Source organism: Chloroflexota bacterium, assembly GCA_011322445.1.
In the GTDB taxonomy this organism is placed as follows: Bacteria; Chloroflexota; Anaerolineae; order Anaerolineales; family DRMV01; genus DRMV01.
The window spans coordinates 22,579-47,219 of the sequence record DRMV01000008.1 but is presented as its reverse complement, the minus strand read 5'-3'; the positions used below and the strand labels follow the sequence as shown (position 1 = coordinate 47,219).

The window sequence follows — 24,641 nt, the reverse complement described above, 5'->3', positions numbered from 1 at the left end:
GGGTCAGCCCCGCTTGTGGAGTTCTTCTTCGACGCGGCGGAGGTATTCGTCGTCTTCCTGGGAAGCCTCCGCTTGCGGCGCGTCGGGCGTTTCGGCAGGGCTTTCCCCCGCCGTGGCTTTGCGGGGATGGTACCATTGTTTCATGGCGCGGTAGAGGATGTAAAGCCCGGCTAAAATTGCCAGCGGCGGCACGATGTAGGCCAGCCACCAAAAGCCTTTGCGTGGCGGAGCAGCCAGCACCCGCGCCCCGTAGTTTTCGACGAAATATTGCTGAATTTGCTCGACCGTCCAGCCCTGTTGCAGTTGCTGGCGAATGAGTTCCCGCCACTGGGCACAGGCCTGGGTGCCACACACATCGAGCGGGGTGTTTTCACACACCGGGCAGTAGAGGGTATGGGCGACGGCATTGACCTGGTTATCGGTGATGACCGGCGTGGCGGTGGGGGTGGGTTGGGCTGCCTGCGCCGGGAAGGCGCTTGCCGCCGCCAGCAGCACCACCAGCAGACCGAGAGCGAGCCAGAAAGTGCGCTTCACGGGAACCTCCAATTTCAAGATGCTGAAGCCCGCGCGGTGCGGCGGGCGGAATGGCGGGGACGGCGGCGCCGCTTGGCGGTTTCGGGGTCAGGTTCCGGCCAGGCGGCTACCAGGGTGCCCAAAATGAAGATCAACGCACCGGTCCAGATCCAGTTGACCAGGGGCTGGTGATACACCTTGAAGGTTGCCCCTTCAACCGAAATCGGTTGCCAGTCAACCAGGATGACGTAAAAGTCATCCAGCCACGTGCTGCGCACGCCCGGGATGGTCATGGGTTGCTGGGAATCCAGATAAAAGTCGCGGCGTGGGTGAACAACGCCGACTTTTTTGCCGTCTTTGTATACGCTCACGATAGCGCGGGCCACGTGCCGGCCGTCGGGGGCGAAAAATTCCTGCAGCCCGTCGTAGGTCATGGTGTAGTGGCCGAGGGTGATTTTACCGCCCTGCGGCACGGTGGCCTGGGTTTGGGTGGCGAAGAACTGGGTTCCGATGATGCCTGTTGCCATCACAATGACGCCCAGGTGCACGATGTAGCCCCCGTAGCGCCGCCGGTTGCGGGAAACCAGCCGCACGAAAGCCGTGGGAAGGGATTCCCCGCGGCGCATCCGCGCCCGCACCCCGCGCACGAATTCGCTCAGGGTGACGAAGGCTGTAAAAGCCACCAGCCAGAAGCCCACTAACGCCCACACCGAGCGAATGCCAATGGCAATCAGCCCCCCGGTGGTGAGGAAAGCCAGCACGACCGGCAGCCAGATGAGTTTTTTCAGCCGCCTGGCGCTCGCGTACCCCCATGCCGAAAGCGGCGCGATGCCCATCAGCAGCAACAAGAGCGCAAACAGCGGGCCTGTGGCCTTGCGGTAGAACGGCGGCCCCACCGTCACCTTTTGGCCGGTGACCAGTTCCGAAAGGATGGGGAAAATCACGCCCCAAAACGCGACCACCACGATGCCCATAAAAACCATGTTGTTGAAGGTGAACAGCGCCTCACGCGAGAGCAGCGATTCGATGCGCAGGTCGCTTTTGAGGTCGTTCCAGCGGCGCATCAGCAAATAGAGCGAGGCGGTGAAAGTGATGCCGATGAAGGCGAAGAAGAGCGGCCCAATGGCGCTTTGAGCAAACGCGTGGACCGACGAAAGCACGCCAGAGCGGGTGAGGAACGTGCCGAAAATGACCAGCGCGTAGGTCAGAATGATGAGCACCATGTTCCAGTGCTTTAGCAGTTCCTCTTTTTCTTGAATCATCACCGAGTGCAGGAAGGCAGTGCCGCTCAGCCAGGGGAGCAGGGCTGCAACCTCAACGGGGTCCCATCCCCAATAGCCGCCCCAGCCCAAAACGTCGTAAGACCAGCGCATGCCCAAAATCAAGCCAAGGGAGAGGAAAAGCCAGGCCGCGAGGCTCCAGCGGCGGGTGATGCGAATCCAGCGGGCATCGGTGCGGCCGGTGATCAGTGAAGCCATCGCGAAGGCGTAAGGGATGACGAAAGCCACGAAGCCCGCGTAGAGGAACGGCGGGTGCAAAATCATGCCGGGGTGCCGCAGCAAGGGGTTGAGGCCGTTGCCGTCTTGCGGGGTGAAAGGCATGGCGCCCGCGGGGCGGAACATGGCTTTGACAGTGTGGCCGTCTAAAGTGGCCCACAGCCGGGCAAACGGGTTTTCGACGAACAGGCTCAGGCCGAGGAAAAAGGCTAAGGTCACCATCGTCACGATGATGACCCACGGGAGGAATTCGCGGTCGCGCTTCCACGACCGCAGCATGAGCACAAAGGTAAACGTCGCCATCAGCCACGACCAGAAGATCAACGACCCGGCCTGACCACCCCACAAAGCCGTGATTTTGAGGTAAACGGGCATTTCGCGGCTGGTCACCGAAGCGACGTATTCAATCTGGAACTGATTGGTCAGCAACAAGGCGACGATGCTCACCGCGGAGAGGGTGAGCAGAGGCCAAACGACGAGCACAGCGCGGCGGGCGCTTTCCAGCCAGTCGGGCCTGCCGCGCTGTGCCCCGTAGAAGGCGGCTCCAATGGCGTACAGGCTGAGCAAGAAGGAAAGCAGCAACGCGCCGTAACCGATATGGGCAAGCATGGCGCCTCCTGAGGGGGAGCAGGGGAGAGGTTAGTTGTTGCCTTGCGCCTGGTCGGGCACGGCGTCTTCGTAATGCGAAGGGCACTTGAGCAGCAGTTCGTCGGCGTAGAACACGCCATCTTCGCCCAGGTGGCCGGTGATGATGGCCTGGGCTTCGTCTTTCAGCATATCGGGGCGCGGCCCGTGATACACCACGTCCAGGTGGGCGCGGTTGGGGTCGGTCACGGCGTCGTGCAGCACTTTCGCCAGGCCGCCCTCTTCCTCGACGACCTTGTTGTCGCCCGGCACGTGGGCGATGGTGAAACGCAGTTCCAGCGTTTGCGGGTCGTAGTGGATGGTTTTCCCGATCACGGCGCCGGAAATGCGCACGTTTTTGCCCACAAATTCGCTTTTGCGGGCCAGCAGTTCGTTGACCGTGAGGAAGTATTGGGCGCTGGCCTTGGTGGCTGAGAAGATGAGGTACACCACCGCGGCGGCGATGAAAAGCGCTCCAATCAGGAACTTGTTACGGTTGCTCATGACACGCTCCCAGGAATGCGAGGGGATAGGTTGGCCGCTTTCATTTTGACACACAGCGATTAAGGTGGGATGAAAAAGCCCCTGCGGCCAGCGGCGCAGAGGCCTATGCAATGCTTGTGAGGGGGTTAACGCAGTGGGGTGCCACACACGCGGCAGAATTTGTCGCCCGGCTGGGCGCGCGCGCCACACTGTGGGCAGTAGCGCACTTTGTTGGGGGTGGTTTCCATGTCCGCGGCAAGGGCTTCCGGCGGCAAGGGGCGGCGGGAACGCCGGCGACGGTGCGGCGTTTCAGGGACGGTGTGGGTGCTCAACCAGTACCATCCCAGCCCGGCCACAATCAGGATGAGGCCCAAAAGGGTAATAGCCCACGGTATCATCCGTTGCCAGGTGGTTTCGCCAGCCACGGGGGCGGCTGTTGGCGGCACACCAGCGGTGTTGTTGTTGGCGTGCAGGGCTTCCACGCTCAGCGTGTCGTCGTCTTTGGTGTAGGCAATGGTGAGGTCGAACGTTTGGTCGCTGCGCAGCGCGCCCAGTTGCGCGTGGTAGTAGGTCAGCCCATCGGCGGCTACTTCGCCTGTGCCCATCGTCGGCGAGATTTTGATGTCTTTGGCTGTGGCCGGCTGTTGCACCACCAGCAGCAAGGCGTCGATTTGCGCCCCGCCCGGCCAGTGGAAGGTGAATTCCCGCTGGTTGCCGTCTTTTTTGAGCGCCGGATCGTAGTATTCGATGTGGACGTTGGGCATCATGGCTTTGAGATGGATGGTGCCCCATTGCGCATCGGCGCTGTAAGTGTATTCGGCGTTGACCAGGTTGCCGTTGGGCTGCTGATAGGCCACGGCTAACGGCTCACCAGCGCGGGCAGGAATGCGGACGTCTAACGACAGCGGCAGGGTGGCATCGCCGGGCAGGGTGATGTCATACATGACCAGAACGTTGGGTTTGTCGTATTCCGGCCAGAGCGACACCTTGAGGATGGCGAAGTGCGGGGCTGCGGCTTGTGCGCCCCCCGCGGCCAGCAGGGTGAGCAAGAGGGCCATCAGCAGGGCGGGCGCAGTGCGTTTTCGGGTCATGGAAGAAGCCTCCGGGAGTGAGGTTGCGGCCTTATTTTACCGCAACTTTTGGGGGCTGGCTCCGAGGGCTTCCCGCAGGCGGCGGGCCAGGCGGCCAAAATGGGGGGTGTAGCGCAGGTCGGCGTGGCGCGGGCGGGGAAGGTCTACCTGCAGATCCACTTGCAGGCGCGCCGGACGGTCGGTGAGCACCAGCACCCGGTCGGCCAGCAGCAGCGCTTCGGTCACCGAATGCGTGACCATGACCACGGTCGTGCGCTCGTGCTGCCAGATACGCAGCAGTTCTTCCCACAGGCGTTCGCGGGTGAGGGCGTCGAGGGCTGTGAAAGGCTCGTCGAGCAGCAGCAGGTCGGGGCGATGGATAAGCGCCCGAGCCAGTGCTACCCGCTGTGCCATGCCGCCAGAGAGGTCGCGCGGCAGCGCGTCGGCAAAGCCTTCCAGCCCCATGAGGTCAATCATGGCCTGGGCGCGGGCTTCGGCTTCCTGCCACGGCACGCCGTGCAGTTCCAGCGGCAGGGTGATGTTGCGCAGCACACTTCGCCACGGCATCAGGTTGGCTTTTTGAAAGACCAGCCCGACTTGCGGTTTGCCTTGCGGGTGGGCCGGGAAGGCAACTTCGCCGCGGGTGGCTTCCAGCAGCCCGGCGAGCACCCGCAGCAGGGTGCTTTTGCCGCACCCCGAAGGCCCGACCACTGCGAGGAATTCCTGCGGTTGCACTTCAAAAGAAAGGTCGTGAATGGCTTCCAGCCCCAGCCCGTCTTCGGTGGGGAAGACAACGCCAAGGTGGCGAACACGCACTAAGGGGAGGGTTGCATTCATAGGGAGGTGAAGGGGGAAGCCCGTGCGCCGGCGTGGACGCACGGGCTTGAGGGCGGGGTCAGGGTTTGAGGAATTCGTTGGTGTACGCGCCTTGCAAGTCTTGCGGCTTGGAAATCAGCCCCATTTGCAGCAAGATCTCTTGCATTTTTTGCCAGGCTTTGGGTTTCGTATAGCCAAGAGGGTCGCCTTTCCAATAGGCGATGGCGGTTGAGAGAATTTGCATTTGCACATCCCGGTCGGCTTTGTCCAGCCCTTCGACGTACTTTGTGGAAATTTCATAAGCGTCGTTGGGGTAGTGGATGGTGTAATTGAGGCCGCGCAGGGTGGCACGCACGAAGCGATGGACCATTTCAGGGTCGTCTTTGATGAGCGTTTCGTTGGTGATGATGCCGTTGGAGGCCAGATCGACGTAGTCGGCCACCGGGAAGGTGGTAATATCGAAGCCTTTGGCTTTGAGTTGAATAGGCTCGTTGGTGACATACCCGACCACAACGGGCTCTTTGCCGCTGGCAAAGGCTTCGACCTGGTTGAAGCCGATGGAATCGAGGGTGACGTCGTGGGGGGTGAGGCCAAATTCGTGTAGCAGGGCTACCAGGCCGATGTAGTTGGCGCCAAACAGCCCCGGCAGGCCAATGCGTTTGCCCTTCAGGTCGGCTGGGGTTTTCAGGCCAAGTTTGGCGTCGGCAATCACCACGATGGGATATTTCTGCCACCATGCCATCACGTATACCAGCGGCAGGCCCTTGTCGCGCCCCATCAGCACCTGCTCACCCGAAACAATGGCAAAGGGCAGTTTGTTCGCCCCCACCAGCGCCACGCCGTCGGTTTCAAAACTGTAATCGAAATCGACGTCGAACCCGGCTTGTCGGTAGTAGCCTTTTTCTTTGGCGACGTAAAACGGCGCGTATTGAATATTGGGAATGTAGCCCATCGGCAGCCGAATGTGAACCAGCGGTTGCGCTGTGGGCGTGGCGGCCTTTTGCGAGCCGCAGGCGGCAAGGGGCAAAGTGACCGTGAGCAGCAGTGCTAAGGTGGTGATGATGCGTTTCATGGGGAAGGCACCTCCGAGAAAAGATTAGACGAACTTTTTGTTGAGAAGTTCAAAAGTTGGTTGACAACGGTGTGAAGGAGCGTTGGTGTTGCAAATCATCCTGGGGTGTTATCGTGGCGGCAATATGGGAGGCTGCTTCAGTGGGTTCAGCACAGGTGACAGGTGCTTTGGCGGGCTTCGCCGCCGCTCGGTAGCGTTTCGTACTGAGCGGAGCGACCAACGGGAGCGAAGTCGAAGTACGAAACGCCAAGAACAGCGCGTTTTGACCGCACTTGCTCCGCAATCTCCGCTCAACGTGCTTTTCCGGAACTCGGCTTTTTCGCCCGCACACGGCGGAAAGTTGCGCGTAAGCGGCGGTGTTCAATAGCGGCGGGGTTTCCCGGCAGGGGCTTGCCAGGCCAGAAAATGGCGTTCCAGCGCGAGCACACCGCCGTAAAGGGCCAGGGCAAGGCCAATAAGGGTGAAAACGGCAACGAAGACCAGCGGTGTATCGTAGCGGCCGCGTGCCAGGTTGATGAGGAAGCCCAGGCCGCTGTCGGCAGCGACGAATTCACCGACTACCGCACCGATGACCGAGAGAGTAGCCCCGATGCGCAGGCCGCCCAGGAACACCGGCATGGCCGCGGGGATTTCCAGATAGCGGATGACCTGCCACGGCGTTGCATCTAACGAGTGGAGCAGGTCGCGGAGCTCTTCGGGCACGCTGCGAATGCCTACCACGGTGTTCACCAGCACCGGGAAGAACACGATGAGGGCGCAGATCAGCGTTTTTGCCAGCAGGCCGGTGCCAAACCAGATGATGAGCAGCGGGGCGATGGCGACAACGGGCACCGATTGGCTCGCGACCAGGTAAGGCGCGAGCAGGCGTTCTAAGGTGCGCGATTTTGCCAGCGCGTAGCCCAGCAGGGTGGCGCTTCCCGCCCCTAATGCCAGGCCAGAGAGCACCTCTTGCAGGGTAATCCAGGTGTGGTGCAAAAGGGTGCCATCTTGCAGGGCCTGCCACCCGCGCACGGCCACTTCCCACGGGGTGGGGAGCAGGAATTCCGGCAGGTTGAGTAGACGCACCAATCCCCACCACAACAGCAGCGCCACGGCCACGGAAAGGAAAGTGTGGCGTATGCGGCGGTGGCTGCGGCGGGCTGTGCGGAAAACCATGCGGCGGGTGTGGGCCAGATTCATGAGCGCATCCTCGCAAGGGGCGGGGAAAAGCAAACGCCCCGTGGCGACGGGGCGGGAGAGGTACGTGGCGCGGGCGCGCGCCGCCGCAGAACGAAAATCCCCGAAAACGGCAGGTGCGTTTTCGGGGCACGGGGCGCGCCAGAAGCACGCAAACCAGCACCTTGCACGGCAGTGCAACGTGCCAGCCAACCTTCTCCCATCCGGACTTTACCGTCGGCCCCGGAATTACACCGGGTCTGCGCCGTTGGTGCGGCGCTCGCGGGCTTTTACCGCCGGTCGGGAATTGCAGCCGTGGCTGCTCACCCTGCCCCGAAGGTTGTAGTATGCCATTGTGGAAGTTACGCCTTGATTGTAGCCGCCTTGGGCTTTGCCGTCAAGTGTGCAATGTCATGTGCCGGGGCTTATGCCAGGCCACGCGGCCGCAGCCAGCTGAGCCACCCGCCGCCGGGATGGGTGCGGGTGGGGGCGGCGGGTTGGTCTATGCCTGCCAGTAATAAAATCACGCCCAGGATAATGGCGCCAGCCCATTGGGTTGAAGTCAGGCTTTCGTGCAGCCACCAATGGGAAAGCGCCAGCGTGACCAGCAGTTCTCCTAACCCCAGCAGGGCGGTTTGCATGCCGCCGATGTGTTTCACGCCGAGGAAGAGGGTGAGGCGCGAGAAGAAGGTCACCAGCGTAAGGCCTATCACGGGTTCCCACGTAGCGGCGCTGTAAGGAAATTGCACCGGCCCCAGAATCAGGAATGCCGGGACGACCACCCCACTCATTGCCAGCAAGGTGTAAAGGGTTACGGTGGGTGCTGGCACGTCGAACAGCACGCGCTGGTTGACCGGAATGTGCAGCGCGTACAGCGCGGAGGCCAGAAGCATCATCCCCATGCCGAGGGGGTCGAGATGGTGAGCGCCGCCGAGGGTCAGCAGCGCTACGGCTGGTACGGCCAGAGCCAACCGCACCAGGGTGAGCCGGGTGGGGGGCTGTTTATCTAACCAAAGCCACAGGGCCACGAAAAGCGGGTACAGCGAATAGAGCAACTGCCCAATGCCGGCGTCAATTCGGCCAAGGGCGCTGTAATAGAAAAGTGAGCCGATGCCGTTGATCGCGCCGGCCAGCAAACAACCAATGAGCCCTAAGGAGTAAACGTGCAAGAAAGGCCGTTTGAAAATCAGGAGGATGAAGAAGAGGAGCAGCGCGGCGAACACGGTGCGCAGGGCCACCACCGCGAGGGGAGGCAAGCCGGCCAGGATAGCCTGCTTGCCGAAAATGGGTGCCATGCCCAGGAAGAGGGCAGAGAGCACCGCCGCACGAAGTCCCCGCCGCGCGTGTTTCATAAGGTTAAGCCTTACGCTCTCGGTTGCTGCAGGTCAAAACGGGGCGTTTACCCCAATAAAGCCCGAATTTCATCCAGCAACTCGTCGGTTAGGAACTCCCCCTTTTGGAGGAGCTTTTCGATTTGCCCACTTAGGCGGTGTTGTTCCTCGGGGGTCAGGGCTTTTGCGGTGACGGCGATGATGGGGATGTTGTGGGTGGTTGGGTCGGTGCGCAAGGTTTCAATGACCTCGAAGCCATCGGTTCCCGGCATCATCAAATCGAGCAAGATGAGGTCGGGGTGTTCCTTGCGGGCCAGCGCAATCGCCTCGGTGCCGTTGCTGGCTTCTGAGATGGTGAATTCCCCCAACGATTGTAGCACGCGGCGCAGCAAGATGCGAGCCGGTTCATGGTCGTCCACGATGGCAATGTGGGGGACTTCGCGGGAAACCAGGGTGTTGAGGGCGGCTTGCAGCCCTTCGGTGGGCGGCGCGGTCTCCGAGGCTTCGGCGTGGGGCAGGTCGACGTTCTTGACCCACCGTTTGCCGAGAATGTGCGATTCGATCGGCATGGTGTGCCCCGTGCCGTTGATGACCACTACTTCGTCAGGGCGGATGATGCCTTCCCGCGCCAGGCGGATGACTCCGGCCACGGCCACTGCCGTGGCTGGCTCGACGGACAGGCCTTCCATTTTGGCGAGGATGTGCATGGCGCGAAAGGCTTCTTCGTCGCTCACGCTGGTGACGGTGCCGCCGTGGGTTTTGAGGGCGTCGTAAATCAGGGTGTAAACCCGCCCGGGGTCGCCGGTGGCCAGGGTGGCAATGTGGGTGCGCGGCAGGCGGACAGGCTCGGCCACAGGCCGGTTTTGTTTCCAGGCGTGTGCCATGGGCGCGCAGCCTTCGCTTTGAATGAGCGCCATTTTGGGGGCGCGAGAGACAAACCCCAGTTGTTGCAGTTCGTCGTAGGCTTTTTGGACGCCCAGCGGCCCCAATGCCCCGCTGACCGCCTGGACGAACCAGTCGGGGGTGCGCCACGGGAAGCCGGTGCCCGGCGCGCCGAGGATGTCGGTGATCTGTTCGCTGATTTCGAAGGCCAGCGTTTTCATCGATTCGACGGTGGGCAGAGAGCGGGCGCCTTTATCCAGATAGAGGCCGCGTTGTTTGGCAAACTCGGCAGCCACGTGCTTGGTTTCATCGTAAGTGCCGCCGACTTTGATGACCTGAGCGCCATAAATGGCAATTTCGCGCATCTTCTCTGCCGGCACCAGGCTGGTGACGAAAGCCCAGAGTTTGATGCCTGCCCGGGCGGCATAAGCCGCGTAGGCAATGGCGACGTTCCCGGTGGATGCGACGACCATTTCGGTCAGCCCGGCTTCTTTGAGCACGGCGATGGTTACGGCGGCCTGACGGTCTTTGAACGAAGAGGTGGGGTTTTGACGCTCGTCTTTGAAGTAGATGTGGGGCAGTTTGAGCATCATCCCCAGGCGATTGAGGGGAAGCAAGGGCGTGCCGCCTTCGCCCATCGAGATTTCGGGGCGAGGGGCGCTGACAGGTAGCAGTTCGTGGTAGCGCCAGAGGTCGAAGGGGCGGGAAGGCCAGACGGCTGGCAAGGTGGTGGCGAGGGTGTCGTAATCGTAGCGCGCCACCATCCACTCGCTGCCGCACTTTTCGCAGCGGGTGTCGAGGGGGGCAAAGGGTTGTTGATGGCCGCAGTCGAGGCATTCGGTGATGAATTCGGTGTTCATGGTGAAACTTCCATAAAGACCAAAAACGGCGGTGCGCCGCCGTTTTTGGTGAGGTCACGGTTACGCGTCTTGCTCAGGGGGTGGCGCAGCGGGGCCGACTTTCTGAAGCACCTGGCGCAGGCGTTGGAGCAGTTCGTCAGTGCCCAAAGCGCCTTTCTTGAGCAGGGCCTGCGATGCCGCCCGCAGGCGGGCCAGGTCCCCAGCCGACAGTTCGGCGGCTGTGAAAATCACCACGGGGATGTCTTGCCACTCGGCGGTGCCGCGAATGGCTTCCAGGACGGCGAAGCCATCCATTTCAGGGAGGAGCAGATCCAGAACGATGGCGTCTGGGCGGCGTTCCCGAATTTGCTCTAACGCTTCCTGGCCTGTTTCCGCGGTGCGAATGGTGTAGGAGCCGATTTCTTCCAGCAGGCGGGTGATCAGGTAGCGATCTGAAGTGTCGTCTTCCACGATGAGCACTTCTTTGACCTGCCCATCCGGGTCCAGCGTTTTCAGCGCGCGTTTGAGGTCTTCTTCCAGAATGGGTTTGACCAGATATTCGGCCGCGCCCAGGCTGAAGCCCTTTTCTCGCTCGTCGACGATGCTGGCGATGATGACAGGAATGTGCTTGGTGGCCTCGTGGGTTTTCAGGTCTTGCAACACTTGCCAGCCATCGCGGCCCGGCATCATGATATCCAGCAGAATGGCGACGGGCTTGAGTTCGCGCGCCCGTGCGACGGCCATGTTGGGGTCGGTAAGCGGGACCACGCGGTAGCCTTCCGGCGTGAGGTAGCGCTGGTAGAGGTGGATGACGTTGGTGTCGTCGTCAATGGCGAGAATGATGCGCTCGCTTTCTTCGTCCGAAGTGCCGGCCTGGATGAGCGGCAAGGTGAAATAGAAGGTAGAGCCTTTGCCTACTTCAGATTCGACCCAAATGCGCCCGCCGTGCATCTCGACCAGGTTGCGGGAAATCGAGAGCCCCAGGCCCGTGCCGCCGGTTTTGCGGGTGAGCGAAGCATCGACTTGCGAGAACGGTTTGAAGAGTTTTTCCTGGTCTTCTTTGGAAATGCCGGGGCCGGTGTCTTCCACGCCGATGAGCACTTCTTCCAGCCCGTGAGGCCCTTTTTGCAGGCGGGCGAAGACCTTGATGTAGCCGTTTTCGGTGAATTTGGCCGCGTTGGAAACCAGGTTGAGAAGCACCTGCCGCACCCGGATGGGGTCGGCGTGGATGATGGGGAGGTCGGGCTGAATCTCTTTGACCAGTTCCACCGGTTTGTCTTTGACCAGGCCCACGGCTGTGGACATGACGCTGTTGACTAGGTCGCCAATGTCGACTTCCTCGAAGGCAAGTTCCATTTTGCCCGCCTCGATTTTAGAGAGGTCGAGGATGTCGTTGATCAGGCCCAGCAGGTGTTGACCGGCGTTGTAGATGGCGGTGAGGTCTTGTTGTTGCAGGTCGGTGATAGGGCCGTCGATGCCTTTGAGGATGACACGCGAGAAGCCGATGATCGAGTTGAGCGGGGTGCGGAGCTCGTGGCTCATGTTGGCGAGGAACTGGCTCTTGAGTTCGTCGGCGCGCCGCATTTCTTCCAGGGCCTGGCGTTCCAGTTCGTAGGCCTGGGCGTTTTCGATGGCGACGGCCAGTTGGGTGGCCAACAGTTGGAGCATGCGGACGCTATCTTCGGTGAAGGCATTGATTTCGGTGGCTTGCACGTCTAACACGCCGATGAGCCGCTCGCCTGCAATCAGGGGGATGGCTGCCTCGGCCCGCGTGTCAGGCAAGAGTGGGTTGGGGCGGTGGATGTCGCTTTGGAGGACATTGTTGAGGATGACCGGTTCGCGCCGGGCGGCCGCCTGCCCCACGGTCGAGCGGTGGCCGATGGCTAAGCGGTGGTGGCGTTGGAGCATCTCTTCGCCCGCCTTGCCCGTGGAAGCCCGCACCACCGCGTAGGACCCGCTTTCATCGATGAGGAATACCGAAGCGTGGTAGAACCCGAAGCGTTCGCGGATGAGTTCTACCGAATGGCTGAGCAAGGCTTCCATATCCTGGCTGGCGGCAGCGATTTCGCTGGCCGTGAGGGCGGCCGTTTCCAGGTCCTGAGCGTATTTCTGGGTGGTTTCGTAGCGGTGCAGGTTCTGGTAGGCCACAGCGGCTTGCGAGACGGCCGCGGAAATCAGGCGGAGTTCGTCTTCGGCAAACTCGCGCTGCTGGCCGTAAATGGCGTTGACGTAGCCCAGCCATTGACCAGCAGCCACCAGGGGGTAAAAAACTGTGCTGGCGGCGCGAAATTGTTGGGCGTAAAGGGCGCGTGTCTGTTCGTCTAACCGCGGGTCGTTGGCGACGTCAGCAATCACCAGCGGCTCTGAGGGGCTCAGCAAGCGCGCCGCTGGGAATTGTGCCAAGGGGTAACGAGGAAGCAGGGCGTCGGACGGCAGTTTGCTCCACCGTGCCATCACGCTAACCCACTGGGGAATGTCGTCGGGGTCCTGCCAGGGTTTGCTGAAGACATTCAGGGAGATGTTGCTGGCGCCTTCGCCCAACGGGGTGAGGTCGTGAAGGGCGTTTACGATGTCCTGGTAACTGCTGGTTTCGTTGAGGCGGGCGGCCAGTTGGTAGAGGGTCTCGGTTTCCTTGCTGCGTTTTTGGATGGTTTCAAGGGAACGCAGGTTTTCAATGGCAACGCCAGCCTGGCTGGTCAGCGTTTGCACGAATTGCCGCTCACGTGGCGTGAACGTCATGGGCTGGTCGTAGAGCACGTTCAGGAAGCCAATCCAGCGACCGCCCAGGTGCATGGGAACAAAGGCGATGGCCCGGGCGTGCAGTTGGTCTGCATACAGCACGCGCGTGGCTTCATTCCACTCAGCCCGTTTGGAGGTATCGGGAATGAACAGCCCTTCTCGAATGTGCCGAATCGTTGGGAAACTTTCGATAGGGTAGCGTTGAGAAGCCAGCGTTTCGAGTAAGTCGGGTGGAATGTCGCTGCTGGTGTGGTAGCCCAGCGGGTAGACCCATTCGGGAGTGTGTTCGTCATCCCAGGGGCGGTTGAACATGCTGATGATGACGGTGTGAACGTGCTCGCCGATGTGGTCGTGAAGGGTTTGCAAGACGTCCTGGTAAGTTGTGGCGGTGTTGAAGGCGGCGGTGGCTCTGTAAAGGGCTTCGGTTTCTTCACTGCGCTGGCGGATGGTGTCCAGCGCCCGCAGGGTTTCTACCGCGATGCCTGCCTGGGTCACCAGGGCTCGGATGCGTTGGTGCGTGGCCTGGTCGAAGTGCACAGGTTCGCTGTAAAGCAGGTTCAGGAAACCAATCCAGCGGCCGCTGACTTCCAGGGGAATGAACGCCGCGGCTTTCCCCCCCAGCACTTCGGCGTAAACGTGGTGGGTGTTGGCATCCCACGGCGGGTTGTCGGAGGTGTCGGGGATGATCAGTGGCTTGTCGGGCGAGAGCTGGCGGATGACCGGGAAGTGCTCAATGGGGTAGGGCTTTTGCAGTTCCGCGGCGACTTCAGGAGGGATGTGGGGCGCAGCCCAATAAGCAACCGGCTCGATGATCTCAGGCTCATCGTCTTTGGTCCAGGGGCGGTTGAACAACCCCAGCACCACCAGGCTGAGGGGCTGCTGAAGCACTTCCTGAAGGGTTTGGACGATGTCATCGTAGGAAGTGGCCGCGTTGAATTGGGCAGTGGCTTGGTAAAGGGCTTTGGTTTCTTCAGTGCGCTGGTGGATGGCTTCCAGTGAGCGTAAGTTTTGGATAGCGATACTGGCCTGGCTTGCCAACGCGCCAAGAAATTGTCGGTAGGCGTGACTGAACTCAACATGGTCATCGTAAATGATGTTGAGGACGCCAAACCACTCTCCACCTACATAGAGGGGTAAAAAGGCTGTTGCTTTAGACTTTAGTAGGTCAGTGTAGATGTAGCGCGTTTGAGGTGTAGCGCTTTCCCATTTTTCAATGTCTTCGATGAATCGTCCGTTGCGAATTTCCTGGAGGTCAGGGTAGTCAGATAGGGGAAACTTGTAGTTTGCTAATTGGTGAAGTATATCGGGGTCAACTTCCCGTGCTTTAAGGTTGCTCCAATAGGCTAGAGGAGTAATCCACTCTGGTGGGTTGTTATCGTCGACCCAAGGTTTGGAGAATGCACCCAGGGTAATGATACGCGCATGTGCCCCCACGTGAGCGTGGATAGCCTTCAGGATGTCTTCGTAGGATGTTGCCGCGTTGAAAGTCGCGGTGGCTTCGTAAAGGCTTTCGGTGGTTTCCAGCGCGTCTTTCGTTTGCTGGAAAAGGCGGGCGTTGGCTGCGGCAGAGGCCACTTGGTTGGCAATTGTGCTCAGAAGCCGTTTTTCGTGCTCGGTCGCTTCGTGGACGTTGCGGCGGAAGAGGCACAGTGTGCCCAGCACCTGGTCCTGGTAAATCAAAGGCGCGCCCATGTATGAATGGAAGCCGAACTGGCGGGGCACCATGCCGATCTCGGGGGCGCCTTCGTGCGCGAGTTCGAGGTCGGAAAGCACGACGATCTCGCGCTTCTGGTAAGTGAGGCCGCAGCAACTGCGTTGAATGGCGATTTTGTTCTTTTCTAACCGTTCAACCAGTTCGGGGGGAAGATTCCAATGGGCCACCAGTTGCAGATATTCGTCGTCGCCTTCGATGGGTTGGGTAATGAGCCCTGCGTCGACATGCACCAGGCTTTGCAACTGTTGGAGCACCTCGTGGTAAATTTCGTCGAGGTCCAGCGAGCGGTTGATGGCCGTTGCCATCTGGTGCAGGGTTTCCAATTCAGCCGCGCGGCGTTGGGCCGATTGGAAAAGTTGGGCGTTTTCCAGCGCGAGGGCCAGCTGTTCGGCGACTTGTTCGACCAGCCGCTCTTCATCAGGCGTCCAGGTGCGGTCGGGGGAAGGGTCGAGGGCTTCCAGCAGGGCGGTTTTGGGCGGGACTTCCAGCGGCACGGCCAGTGCAGCGCCTTCGGGGCTGCTGGTCGCGATGGGTTGCCGGGCTTGCAGGGCGCGCATGCCGACTGGTGTCAGGGAGCGCTCTGCCGGTAGTACCTTTTGGCCGTCGGTGCGTAACCCTTTGGGGAAGATCTCGCCGAGGGTCAGCGCCGCGGCGGGTTGGGGAAGCGGCGTCAGGGGTTCGGTGGGCATGCCCCCATCGGTTTGCAGGCGCACAAAGCCTTGAAAGCCGCCCTCGGGTGTTTGTTTGACGATGTAGAACAACGCCGCACGGCTTTGGCCGTGGGCATCTCGCAGAATAACCGGCACCTCGGCGGGAAAGTCGCCGGCGTTCAGGGCGCGGCGGACGGCTTCTTGAGAGGCAGTCTCAAGGGCAAAGCGGTCAATGGCCTGCCCTAAGAGCGCTTCACGCGGGTAGCCCAAGAGGGAGGTGATGCTTTCGTCACAGGCCTGGTAGCGCCCTGCCGCGTCGCTCTGCCAACCCCACCCCTCAATGCGCTCGGGAGCAATGTGAAGCGCCTCGGCTTCGGCAGTTTCTTCTTGCAGGGTTTGGAAGAGGGCGTCAAGCCGTTTCTCGAATGCTTTCTTTTTGGACATAAGCAACTAACTCCTGGGCCAGGTCGCGATATTGCAATGCGCTGCGGCTGCTGGAAGAGAAGTGGGTGATGGGCATGCCAGCAATGGCCGCTTCCCGTAGTTTGGTGTCGGTCTCGATCACGGTGCGGCAAAGGCCGCCGCCGAAGGTGGCTTCCAGTCGTGCCCGGATGATACGATGGGCTCGGTTGCGACGCCGGAACATGGTGAGAAGAATGCGGTAAACCAGGGTAGGATTGTGCCGTTGTCGGATGGTTTGCAGCGTTTGTAGCATGGGCTTGAGAGCGTAGGCCGAGAAATATTCTGCCTGGGTGAGCAACAAGGCCATGGATGCTGTCACTAAAGCATTGGTGCTGAGCACGCTGAGGGAAGGGGGACAATCCAGCAGGATGTAGTCGTAGGCGTCTTGGAGGGGTTGGAGGGCGTCTTTGAGAAGATATTGGTAACGGGGTCGACTGGGAAGGTAACGCTCTGCCAGATGGAGCTGTTTGCCTGCGGGAATGAGGTCAATACCCGCGATGTCGGTAGGGACGAGGACGGTCGTGGCGTCGGCGGCGTTGAGCAAGACATCGGCAAGGGTGTATTGGAACTGGCGCGGCTGGAAGCCGAAGCCCAACGTCAGGTTGCTTTGCGGGTCGAGGTCGATTGCCAAAACCCGGTAGTGCTGTTCGGCAAGGGCGCCAGCCAGGCTCAGCGTTGTGGTGGTTTTGGCAACACCGCCTTTTTGGCTACAAATTGCGATGGGATAGGCCATCGGCGGGCTCCTTAAGCATTGTCAGAAGGGGAGTTTCCGTCTTCGTCGATGAAAACAATCTGGGTCTGTTGCACCCGCAGGGCTTTCCGTAATTCTTCGATGGCGGTTTGCAAAATGGCTTGCGGGTCGTTAGTGGCGCGGATTTTGGTCGTAATCTCGGTGACGGTGTGTTCACGCTCGGCCGTACGCACGGCTTGCTGGAACAGGCGGGCCACTTCGACCGAGGTTGCGATTTGGCGGGCAATCTGCTCTAACAGGCGCAGGTCGTTGTCGGTGATTTGCCGGTTGGGGTCGGCAATATCCAGCCCCAAGGTGCCGATAATTTCATCGCGGGAGAGGAGCGGCACCACGATGAGCTGGCGTGTGCCGCGCTGTTCCAGCAGGGGGCGGATGTCGGCGATGCGCTCGTCTTGGGTGATGTCGCGGTAGACGACCGGTTTGCCTGTGTGCAGGGCGATTTGAATGGAGGAGGAATCCAGCGGGATCTTCGTGCCGACCATGCCGGCGCCGGGGGCTCCTTCGGCAGAAGCCGAGGCCACCAGGGTGCCGGTTTGGCCGTTGTCGTCGAAGAGGATCACACCGCAGTGGAGGACGTCGAGCCCTTCTTGCAGGCGATGGGCGAGCAGATTGAGCAGTTTGTCGAGGTCTACCTCGGAAGCCGCGGCCGCGGTAATTTCATAGAGCAGCGACAGTTCATTGGAGTGGCGGCGGACCTCTTCGAGCAAGCGGATGTTGGCGATGATGGCGGCCAGGCTGTTGGCTAAGGTGCGGAGCATTTCCAGATCATGCTCGTCATAGGCGTTGGCAACGGCGCTTTCCAGGTCCAGCACCCCCAACAATTCGCCGCGGTAGATGAGGGGTTCGACCAGGATGGCCCGGGTGTCGGGAGAGAGGGCGCCGGTGTTGTTGCTGGCGCTGGTATCGCCGATGAGAACGGGCTGCTTGTCGGCAGCCGCGCGGCCAATAGCGCCTTCTCCTAACGGAATGCGGATGCGGCGGGCTGCCTCGGGGTTGAGGGTATGCCCTGCCCATGCGGCCAGCCGCAGGGTTTGAGGGGTGTCTTCCGTTGGGACAAGGAGAGCCACTGCTTCGTCGGGGCGGACGGCGTGCAGGCTTTCGACGACGTTGCGGATGGCTTCCTCGACGGTGGTGGCCGAGGCAGCGGCTGCGGTAATTTGGTGCAGGTAGCGGTGTTGCACCAGGTGTTCCTGGGCTTCGGCAAACAGCCGGGCGTTGACCACGGCGATGGCTAACTGGTCGGCCAGAATTTGCAGCACGGCGACGTCTTCTTCACTGAAGGCGTGTGTGTAAACGGCTTGAATGTCAAGGGCGCCAATGAGTTCGTTGCCGACCTTGAGCGGAAGGCCCATTTCTGCCTGCGTATTGGGCAGCAGGGGGTTGAAGTGGTGAATTTCGCTTTGGCTGACATCGTTGACCACCACCGGCGCCCCGCTGGCGAGCGTTTGACCGATGACAGAAGCCGAGCCTACGGCCAGGCGGTGGCGGCGGGCTTTGAGTTGTTCGCCTGCTTCGCCAGTGGATTCTTTGACGTAAGCGTATTGGCCGCTTTCGTCGAGCAGGAATACCGAGGCGTGGTAGAAGCCAAACCGTTCGCGCACCAGGTTGATGGCCTTGCGGAGCAGTTCGTCGAGGTCGAGGGTGCCGCTGGCGTCGCGGGCGATTTCAGAAGCGATTTGCAGTTGCGCCGAGCGCCGTTGGGCTTCGGCGTACAGGCGGGCGCTTTCCAACACGCTGCCCAGGCGGTCGGCCAGGCGGTCTAACAGGCGTTTCTCGGCAGGTTTCCACGGGGTGGGCTTGCGCAGTTGGGCAACGGCTACCGTGCGGCCGCGGGCCGCGACCAGGAAGCGGTGTTCGTGCAGGGCTTCGCCGTCGTCAGAAGGGGGCGAGGGCGGCGTTTCGTCGCTGGCCGCGGGGAGGGAGTGCTTGACTTGCTCTTTGGGCAAGGGGCGAATTTGCCCGCTGGGCTCCAGCCGAAAGCCCAACACGCGCTGCATTTGGAGGAAGCGTTGCCAGCCTTGTTGACTGAGTTGCTCGTAAGCCCGCTGGGCAGCTTCCAGAGCGCTTTGTGTTTCACGCAGCAGGTAAGCATTAGCAATGGCAACGGCCAGCAGGTCGGCCACCATTTGCAGCGCCGTAATTTCTTCGGGCGTCAGCGGTTCGGCGTTTTGGGAATGCACGTCTAACACGCCCAAAATGCGGTTGCCGCTCTTGAGGGGCAGGGCCATTTCGATGCGGGTGGCTGCCAGTTCAGGGCGAGGGGGGGCGTCAGGGGAAAACTGGGCGGTATGAGGCTGGATGGTTGTCAGGGTTTGCCCGATGACGCTGGAATCGTGTTGGGGGATGCTCAGGTGCTCGGCCAGCAGGCGCTCTGCAGCATTGCCGTTTTGGGTATAGGCCGCGCGGATGACCACCCGCTGAGCGTTTTCTTCAGCCAGGAAGGCAGCCACGTGGTAGAAGCCGTAACGCTGGCTGATCAGCCGGACGGCTTCCTGAAGCATGGTGTCGAGGTCGTTAATGGCTGCCACAGCGCGGCCGATTTCAGTGGCTGCTTGAAGTTGGGCTGTGCGCTGTTGAAGGGCGCGGGTGCGCTCTTCGACTTTGTCGGCCAGCGTCGCGTAGGCTTCTTGAATGCGGTCGGCCATCAGGTTGAAGGTGTGTGCCAGTTGCCCGATTTCATCCCCTTGGTGCACCGGTACGCGGACGCTGAAGTCGCCTTCGGCAAAGTGTTGAATTTGCGTGGTGAGCGTTTCGAGGGGCTGGATGATGTGCCGTCGCAGAAGCAGAATGCCGCCCAGCAGGAAGAGCAGCCCTAACAAAGTGATGAAGAGGGGCACGCCCATCAACAAGCGGGTGGTGTTCGCCAGGGCCTGGGCGTGTTGCTGGTTGTATTCGTCGGCGTGGACGTAAACGCGCTCGAGGGTGGAGCGAAGTGCGATTTCCTGGCGGCGCAGCATTTGGCGGCGAAAGTCGGCTGCGGACCAGTTGTTGATTTGAGCCTGGCTCAGGATGCCTTCGGCAAGGATGATGACCTGGTTGAGGCGGGGCAGCGCGGCAGTGAGGCTCTTGCGGGTGAGGGTATCAGGGGGAAGTTGGGCGTTGAGTTGTTGGAGTGTATCCCGGTCGTGTTTCAGGTCGGTGATCCACAGCGAGGTTTCTTCCTGAAGGAAGCGGATATTGTGGGTAGGATAGGCAGTGCTGAGGCCGTTATCCAGACGAGCCAGGTCCATGAGGGTTTTAGAAACACTTTCTTTGATCTCCAACATTGTGGTGTATTGGGCTGCGAGTTGGCGCAGATGGAAGTTGCCGTAGGTGATCGCAACCCCGGCCACGATGAAGGCAAGCAACAGCACGGCGCTCACGATAAGCACACGCCGCATGAGCGAGGTGCGAGGGAGGGGGGAAGAAGATGATGCCATGGTCTACTCCGTCGCTTCGGGCGCGACCAGTTGGATTTCGGCTTCGGTGACGTTGAGAATTTGTTGCAGTTCTCGCAGGGCGGTTTGGAGGATGGTGTCGAGGTCGAGGGTGGCTCCCAGCCGCTCGGAAAGGTCGCTCAAAAGGCGGCTTTCCTGGGCGCTTTGTTGGGCGTGGCGTGCCAGGTAGAGGTTTTCGATGGCGAGGGCCAGTTGCGCGCCGGCCTGGGCGGCAAAGTCTTTGTCTTCCTCAGACCAGGGCGTTTCGCTTTCCAGGACGATGGTGCCCAGAATTTGCCCATAAAGAGAGATAGGCACTTCGAGAGGGTAGGTGGAGGTGTCGTTTGTGGGCGCTTCTTCCGGCGCGCCGATGGTAATTTCCACCTGGTCGGGGGTATCGGCTGACATTTGCCATGCTTCGGCGAGGAAGCGGCGGTGGGTTTCTGCCAGGGTTTGCAGGCCGCGCTGAGTTTCCTGGTAAAGCCGGGCGTTGTGCAGGGCGGTCGCCACATTGTCCACGATGCTTTGTAGCACGGCGAGGTCGTCTTCGTCGAAGGCGGCCGGGCGCTCCGATTGCACGGTCATTGCACCGAGCACTTCGCCGTGGCTGATCAGGGGCAAAGCCAGTTCGGTGCGGGTGAGGGGCAAGTGGGGGTTGGCGAAACGGACGGCTTCTTCCCCCACGTCAAGGGCGATGCGAGGCTTGCGGTTACTGATGCTCCACCCAATCATGGAGGCGCCGCCGATAGCCAGTTTGTGGCCTTCGGCCAGCATTTTGCGGCCTGCTTCGCCAGTGCCCGCGCGCAAGACGGCGTATTCACCGCGCTCGTCAACCAGGAAGATACCAACATAGTACAGGTCGAAGCGGTCGCGCACCAGGTTGACCACGCGCTTGATGAGCTCATCGGGGTCCAAAATGGTGGTGATGACGCGGGCGATTTCACTGGCGGTGCGAATCTGGGCCAGGCGGCGTTCCAGGGTTTGCCCTTGTTCTTCCAGGCGGCGGCGCTCTTTTTCCAGAATGGCGTTGAGGGTTTCACTTTCTTCCAGGGTGTTTTCCAGGCTGCGGCGGTAAAGCACCAGTGCTGCCCCCAGGGTCAGGGTCACACCCATCAGAGTGAAGCCGGTGCGGGTCCACGCCGCGGGGAGGTCGCTGTGAAGATTGGGTTCGTTGGGCGGCATGGGTAACCAGCCGTGGGTGAAGATGAAGCCCATGCCGAAGTGATAAGAAAGGCCGAAAGCCAGGTTGACGAAGTTGTGAGGCTCAGGCAACAACAGGGTGCCCATAGCCAGCGTCCCCAGCAGCCAGACGCGCCCATCGCCGACAACGCCGCTGATGGTATAGGCCGCGGTGGTGACGCTATACATGACGAGCATCAGACCCCACACCCGCCAGGTGTAGAGGTGGGGGTAGGCTTTGAGGAAAAAGAGCAACAGGAGGAACAGGAACGCCCCCACATAGGCGGCGGCCAGGCCATAGGCGCCCGCTTTGGCGGCTGTGCTGGCATTGACGGCCACGATCGGGATACTCCCGATGACGGCCATGCCTAAAAGGATGTTGAGGACGCGGACGCGAAAGTCGCCGACGCCAGCAGTAGCCCTGGTGGGGTTAGGCGTGGTCATTGTTCCCCTCCCCGGTGGACGAATCTTCTTCGGTTTGCAGGCTGCCGAGGTTTACCCTGGCAACACCGCGGCGGATTTTCAGTGAGCGTTGCAGGCTGCGAAGCGTGTTTTCCAGCACTTCGTGGATGGTGTGGGAACGCCCTGCCGTTTCGGTGATTTCCAGCAAAACCCGCTCTCGCTGGCGAGCCGTTTCTGCCCGGTTGAGCAGATGAATTTTGTTCAAGAGCAAAGCCACCGAAGCAGCAATGGCTTCGGCAAACTCTGCATCGTCCTCGCCGAAGCGGTAGGCGCGCTCGGTGTCTTGAAGGGCGAGGGCGCCGATGAGTTGGTCGCCAGCGATGAGCGGAACCCCCAACCACGACCGGGCGGGCTTTCCGACGATTTTTGCTCCCAGTTCGCGGGCGCGCTGCGCGACGTCGCCGGTGAGGAGGAGGGTCTTGCGGGTGGAAAGCACGCGAGAGAGTAGCCCTTCGCCCAACGGGAACGGCTCGATGTGGAGCAGTTCCTCTTGCCCTTGTTCGTACGCGTAGGGTATTTCGATGCGCCGCTTCAGCGGGTCGTAGAGGGCTACGATGATGCCGATGTCGCCGAAGGCAGCGCGCAGTTCGCTGTGCAGGGTTTTGTAGAATTCGGCGGATGTGGTGGCTTCGCCGACGCTTTGGGAGAGGCGCACCAGGGTTTGGAATTCCTGCAAGCGCCGCTGGGCGGTGGCAAGCGCCACGGTGCGCTGCAGGGCTGCCCCAGCGATCTCGGCCAGGGTGGTGTAGGGCTGCATCCGTTGGCCGGAAAGCTCGCCGGGCGTTTCGCTCCCCAGCAGGAAGACAGCCTCTAAAATGTCGCCGTTGTAAAGGGGCAGGAAGGCAGCAGAACCGCACCCCAAAGATTTTGCCAGCGCCGCCAGGGATTCGGGCATGGCGACGGCGCTTTGCAGGTCGCGTAGCAGCAACGAACCACCCGCTGGTAGGTAGCGGCGTAGAGCCTCTTCGTCCAGGTTGAGGGCGGGAGGCGCTTCGGTGAGGTCGCCGTGCTGAGGATGATGCGCGGAGGCCAGGCGGTAGGTGCCGTCGCGAGGGTCGCGAACGTACATCGCGCTGATGAAGGGCAGGCCTTCGAGCGCCTCTTTGCCCACGGCCATGATGTCGTCTACGGTTTGGGAGGTCGCCAGTTTGCGGCTGATTTGGTACAGCAGCCGGATTTCGCCGAAGCCAATTTCGGCGCGTTCACGCAGCCGGGCGTTGTAGATGGCGGCGGCCACTTGGCTGGCAAGCGTTTGCAAAGTGGCGATGCTTTGCTCGTCGAAGGCTTCGGGGTTTTTGCTTTGCACGTCTAACACGCCCAGCACTTCGTTGCCGATGAGCAGCGGAATGCCGGCTTCGGAGCGGGTTTCCGGCAGGAGGGGGTTCTTGAAATAGATGGGGTCGTCGGTGACGTCGGAAGCCACACGCGGCTGTTTGTGCGCGGCTGCCCACCCGACCACGGAGGGGCTGCCTACCTTCAGCCGGTGTCCTTGTTGTTTCATCTGGGCTCCGACTTCGCCCGTGGACTCTTCCAGGACGGCGTAACCGTTTTCGTCGATGAGGAAAACGGAGGCGTGATAGTACTGGGGGAAGCGCTCGACGATCAGTTCGACGCTGCGGCGAAGAATTTCCGAAAGGTCGGCGGCCGAAGTGGCGACGGCTGCGACTTCCGAAGCCGCGCGCAATTGTTCGGTGCGTTCTTCGACCTGGGCTTCCAGTGAACGATAGAATTCACTGAGTTCGTCGGCCATCTGGTTGAAGGCGTGGGCCAGCATGCCGACTTCGTCGTTGCGGTTAACGGGAGCGCGCTGAAGCCAATCGCCTTCTGCAAACCGCCGCGCTGTATCGGCCATTTGTAGTAGCGGGCGGGTAATGTAAGAGATGGTAAGCCAGACGATCAGCGCCAGCACCAGGGCTGCAATGAGGAAGCCCCGTGTCACGGCCGGCAGAATGGATTGCGTGCGCTGGAAGAAAATGTTGGTGGGGATTTCCAGCCCCATGGCCGCATTCAGCGCCGGCACCCAGCTTGCCAGCGTGAAGGCTTTTTCGTGGGTAATGGGTGAAATGTAGGTGCCTTCGATTTCACCTTCGGCGGTTTCGGCCGCGTTCGCAAACCCTTGCTCTAACAGGGGGGGAAGGTCTTTCAGGGCTTTCAGCGTGTGGGTGGCGGGGTCGAGGCTGATGAAAGTGCCGTCGTAAAGCAAAAAATAGGCATGGCTGGAGGGGTAGCGGGCTGCCAACTGGTTGAGGCGTTTTTCCAGGGCAACTTCTTCTGAGAGCCCGATGATATACATTTTCTGGCCGCTTACACGGTCGGCGTAAGGCAGCACGGTGAAGAGGAAGGTGCGTGGTGTTTCTGTAGGAAGAGGGGAATAACCGTAAGTGAGGAAATGAACGCTTCCAAAGGGGCCGGGGATGAAGCCTTTGTTGGTGGGAACGAATTTTGTGAACCATTCCAGGCCGCGGGTGGGTGCTCGCGTGCCGATTTGGTGAATGAGTTTGGCGAGGGCGCTGCCTCGAATTTGCAGCCCCTGCCACTCGGGCTTGCTGCTGGCTAAAATGGTGCCGTCAGAAGAGAGAATAATAAAGTCGTTGAAAAGGGGGTAGGTTTGGTAGCGGTTGGCGTCGGAGAGTTGTTGGATGACTTCTTTTTGAAGGGTGGGGAAGCGGGGGTCTTCGTGGAAGGTAGTCAGCAGCAAGTGGGCATCTCGGGCGAAGGTTTTCCGGTGGGCAATCATGTCTAAGCGTGCGCTTTTGGCGAGGAGCCATTCGTTGATGTCCCCCTTCATGTTGTCTTCTGCCTGGCGTAATTGGTCGGCTGTTTGCTCTCGGAGCGCATTTTGAGACTCTCTGGCGCTGTACCATCCCAAGGCCGCCATAATGAGCAGCATCAGGGGGACGAGCATGAAAACCATTCGCCGTGCCAGGCGCCCCCGAAACGCTGGGGTAGTGGCTTGAGGAGAAACGGGAGGGTGTTTGCTCATTGGG

The 24,641-nt window shown here is 60.9% G+C and carries 13 protein-coding genes, 1 pseudogene and 1 riboswitch; all 14 genes and pseudogenes read right to left on the bottom strand.

Annotated features, from left to right (window positions below; translation table 11 throughout):
- Nucleotides 1-3 precede the first annotated feature (3 nt).
- Nucleotides 4-555, bottom strand: coding sequence for a hypothetical protein (locus ENJ54_00825; GenBank protein HFC08388.1), 552 nt, complete (start codon nucleotides 553-555; stop codon nucleotides 4-6).
- A complete protein-coding gene (locus ENJ54_00820) occupies nucleotides 549-2,618 on the bottom strand; it encodes a heme lyase CcmF/NrfE family subunit (GenBank protein HFC08387.1) in 2,070 nt (689 codons plus the stop codon). Before ENJ54_00820 ends, ENJ54_00825 begins: the two co-directional genes overlap by 7 nt.
- 30 nt (nucleotides 2,619-2,648) lie before the next feature.
- Complete coding sequence (locus ENJ54_00815) at nucleotides 2,649-3,137, bottom strand: cytochrome c maturation protein CcmE (GenBank protein ID HFC08386.1); 489 nt, start codon at nucleotides 3,135-3,137, stop codon at nucleotides 2,649-2,651.
- A gap of 125 nt (nucleotides 3,138-3,262) precedes the next feature.
- Nucleotides 3,263-4,207 (bottom strand): zinc ribbon domain-containing protein, encoded by a 945-nt coding sequence (locus tag ENJ54_00810; protein ID HFC08385.1) that lies wholly within the window; start codon nucleotides 4,205-4,207, stop codon nucleotides 3,263-3,265.
- Nucleotides 4,208-4,243: 36 nt separating this feature from the next.
- Nucleotides 4,244-5,023 (bottom strand): ABC transporter ATP-binding protein, encoded by a 780-nt coding sequence (locus ENJ54_00805; GenBank protein ID HFC08384.1) that lies wholly within the window; start codon nucleotides 5,021-5,023, stop codon nucleotides 4,244-4,246.
- Nucleotides 5,024-5,081: 58 nt separating this feature from the next.
- Nucleotides 5,082-6,074 (bottom strand): hypothetical protein, encoded by a 993-nt coding sequence (locus ENJ54_00800; GenBank protein ID HFC08383.1) that lies wholly within the window; start codon nucleotides 6,072-6,074, stop codon nucleotides 5,082-5,084.
- 360 nt (nucleotides 6,075-6,434) lie between these two features.
- Nucleotides 6,435-7,253, bottom strand: a complete 819-nt coding sequence (locus tag ENJ54_00795) for an ABC transporter permease (protein ID HFC08382.1) — start codon at nucleotides 7,251-7,253, stop codon at nucleotides 6,435-6,437.
- Nucleotides 7,254-7,437: 184 nt separating this feature from the next.
- A riboswitch (FMN riboswitch) is annotated at nucleotides 7,438-7,574 on the bottom strand.
- An 80-nt stretch (nucleotides 7,575-7,654) separates the two neighbouring features.
- Nucleotides 7,655-8,581 (bottom strand): DMT family transporter, encoded by a 927-nt coding sequence (locus tag ENJ54_00790; GenBank protein ID HFC08381.1) that lies wholly within the window; start codon nucleotides 8,579-8,581, stop codon nucleotides 7,655-7,657.
- 527 nt (nucleotides 8,582-9,108) lie between these two features.
- A pseudogene (locus tag ENJ54_00785) lies at nucleotides 9,109-10,302 on the bottom strand (pyridoxal-phosphate dependent enzyme).
- A gap of 60 nt (nucleotides 10,303-10,362) precedes the next feature.
- Nucleotides 10,363-15,828: a GAF domain-containing protein gene (locus ENJ54_00780; GenBank protein ID HFC08380.1), complete on the bottom strand. Its 5,466-nt coding sequence runs from the start codon at nucleotides 15,826-15,828 to the stop codon at nucleotides 10,363-10,365.
- Nucleotides 15,794-16,579: a ParA family protein gene (locus ENJ54_00775; GenBank protein ID HFC08379.1), complete on the bottom strand. Its 786-nt coding sequence runs from the start codon at nucleotides 16,577-16,579 to the stop codon at nucleotides 15,794-15,796. The genes ENJ54_00780 and ENJ54_00775 overlap by 35 nt, the downstream gene beginning before the upstream one ends.
- Before the next feature lie 11 nt (nucleotides 16,580-16,590).
- A complete protein-coding gene (locus tag ENJ54_00770) occupies nucleotides 16,591-20,016 on the bottom strand; it encodes a GAF domain-containing protein (GenBank protein HFC08378.1) in 3,426 nt (1,141 codons plus the stop codon).
- A gap of 3 nt (nucleotides 20,017-20,019) precedes the next feature.
- Nucleotides 20,020-21,636: a GAF domain-containing protein gene (locus ENJ54_00765; GenBank protein ID HFC08377.1), complete on the bottom strand. Its 1,617-nt coding sequence runs from the start codon at nucleotides 21,634-21,636 to the stop codon at nucleotides 20,020-20,022.
- Nucleotides 21,623-24,637, bottom strand: coding sequence for a GAF domain-containing protein (locus ENJ54_00760; protein HFC08376.1), 3,015 nt, complete (start codon nucleotides 24,635-24,637; stop codon nucleotides 21,623-21,625). Before ENJ54_00760 ends, ENJ54_00765 begins: the two co-directional genes overlap by 14 nt.
- Nucleotides 24,638-24,641: the final 4 nt, after the last annotated feature.

Excerpts from the sequence above, each read along its gene's own strand:
- ENJ54_00810 (HFC08385.1), bottom strand. The coding sequence starts at position 4,207 with ATGACCCGAAAACGCACTGCGCCCGCCCTGCTGATGGCCCTCTTGCTC.
- ENJ54_00760 (HFC08376.1), bottom strand. The coding sequence starts at position 24,637 with ATGAGCAAACACCCTCCCGTTTCTCCTCAAGCCACTACCCCAGCGTTT.
- ENJ54_00815 (HFC08386.1), bottom strand. The coding sequence starts at position 3,137 with ATGAGCAACCGTAACAAGTTCCTGATTGGAGCGCTTTTCATCGCCGCC.
- ENJ54_00795 (HFC08382.1), bottom strand. The coding sequence starts at position 7,253 with ATGAATCTGGCCCACACCCGCCGCATGGTTTTCCGCACAGCCCGCCGC.
- ENJ54_00770 (HFC08378.1), bottom strand. The coding sequence starts at position 20,016 with ATGGCATCATCTTCTTCCCCCCTCCCTCGCACCTCGCTCATGCGGCGT.
- ENJ54_00775 (HFC08379.1), bottom strand. The coding sequence starts at position 16,579 with ATGGCCTATCCCATCGCAATTTGTAGCCAAAAAGGCGGTGTTGCCAAA.
- ENJ54_00790 (HFC08381.1), bottom strand. The coding sequence starts at position 8,581 with ATGAAACACGCGCGGCGGGGACTTCGTGCGGCGGTGCTCTCTGCCCTC.
- ENJ54_00805 (HFC08384.1), bottom strand. The coding sequence starts at position 5,023 with ATGAATGCAACCCTCCCCTTAGTGCGTGTTCGCCACCTTGGCGTTGTC.
- ENJ54_00820 (HFC08387.1), bottom strand. The coding sequence starts at position 2,618 with ATGCTTGCCCATATCGGTTACGGCGCGTTGCTGCTTTCCTTCTTGCTC.
- ENJ54_00765 (HFC08377.1), bottom strand. The coding sequence starts at position 21,636 with ATGACCACGCCTAACCCCACCAGGGCTACTGCTGGCGTCGGCGACTTT.
- ENJ54_00780 (HFC08380.1), bottom strand. The coding sequence starts at position 15,828 with ATGTCCAAAAAGAAAGCATTCGAGAAACGGCTTGACGCCCTCTTCCAA.
- ENJ54_00800 (HFC08383.1), bottom strand. The coding sequence starts at position 6,074 with ATGAAACGCATCATCACCACCTTAGCACTGCTGCTCACGGTCACTTTG.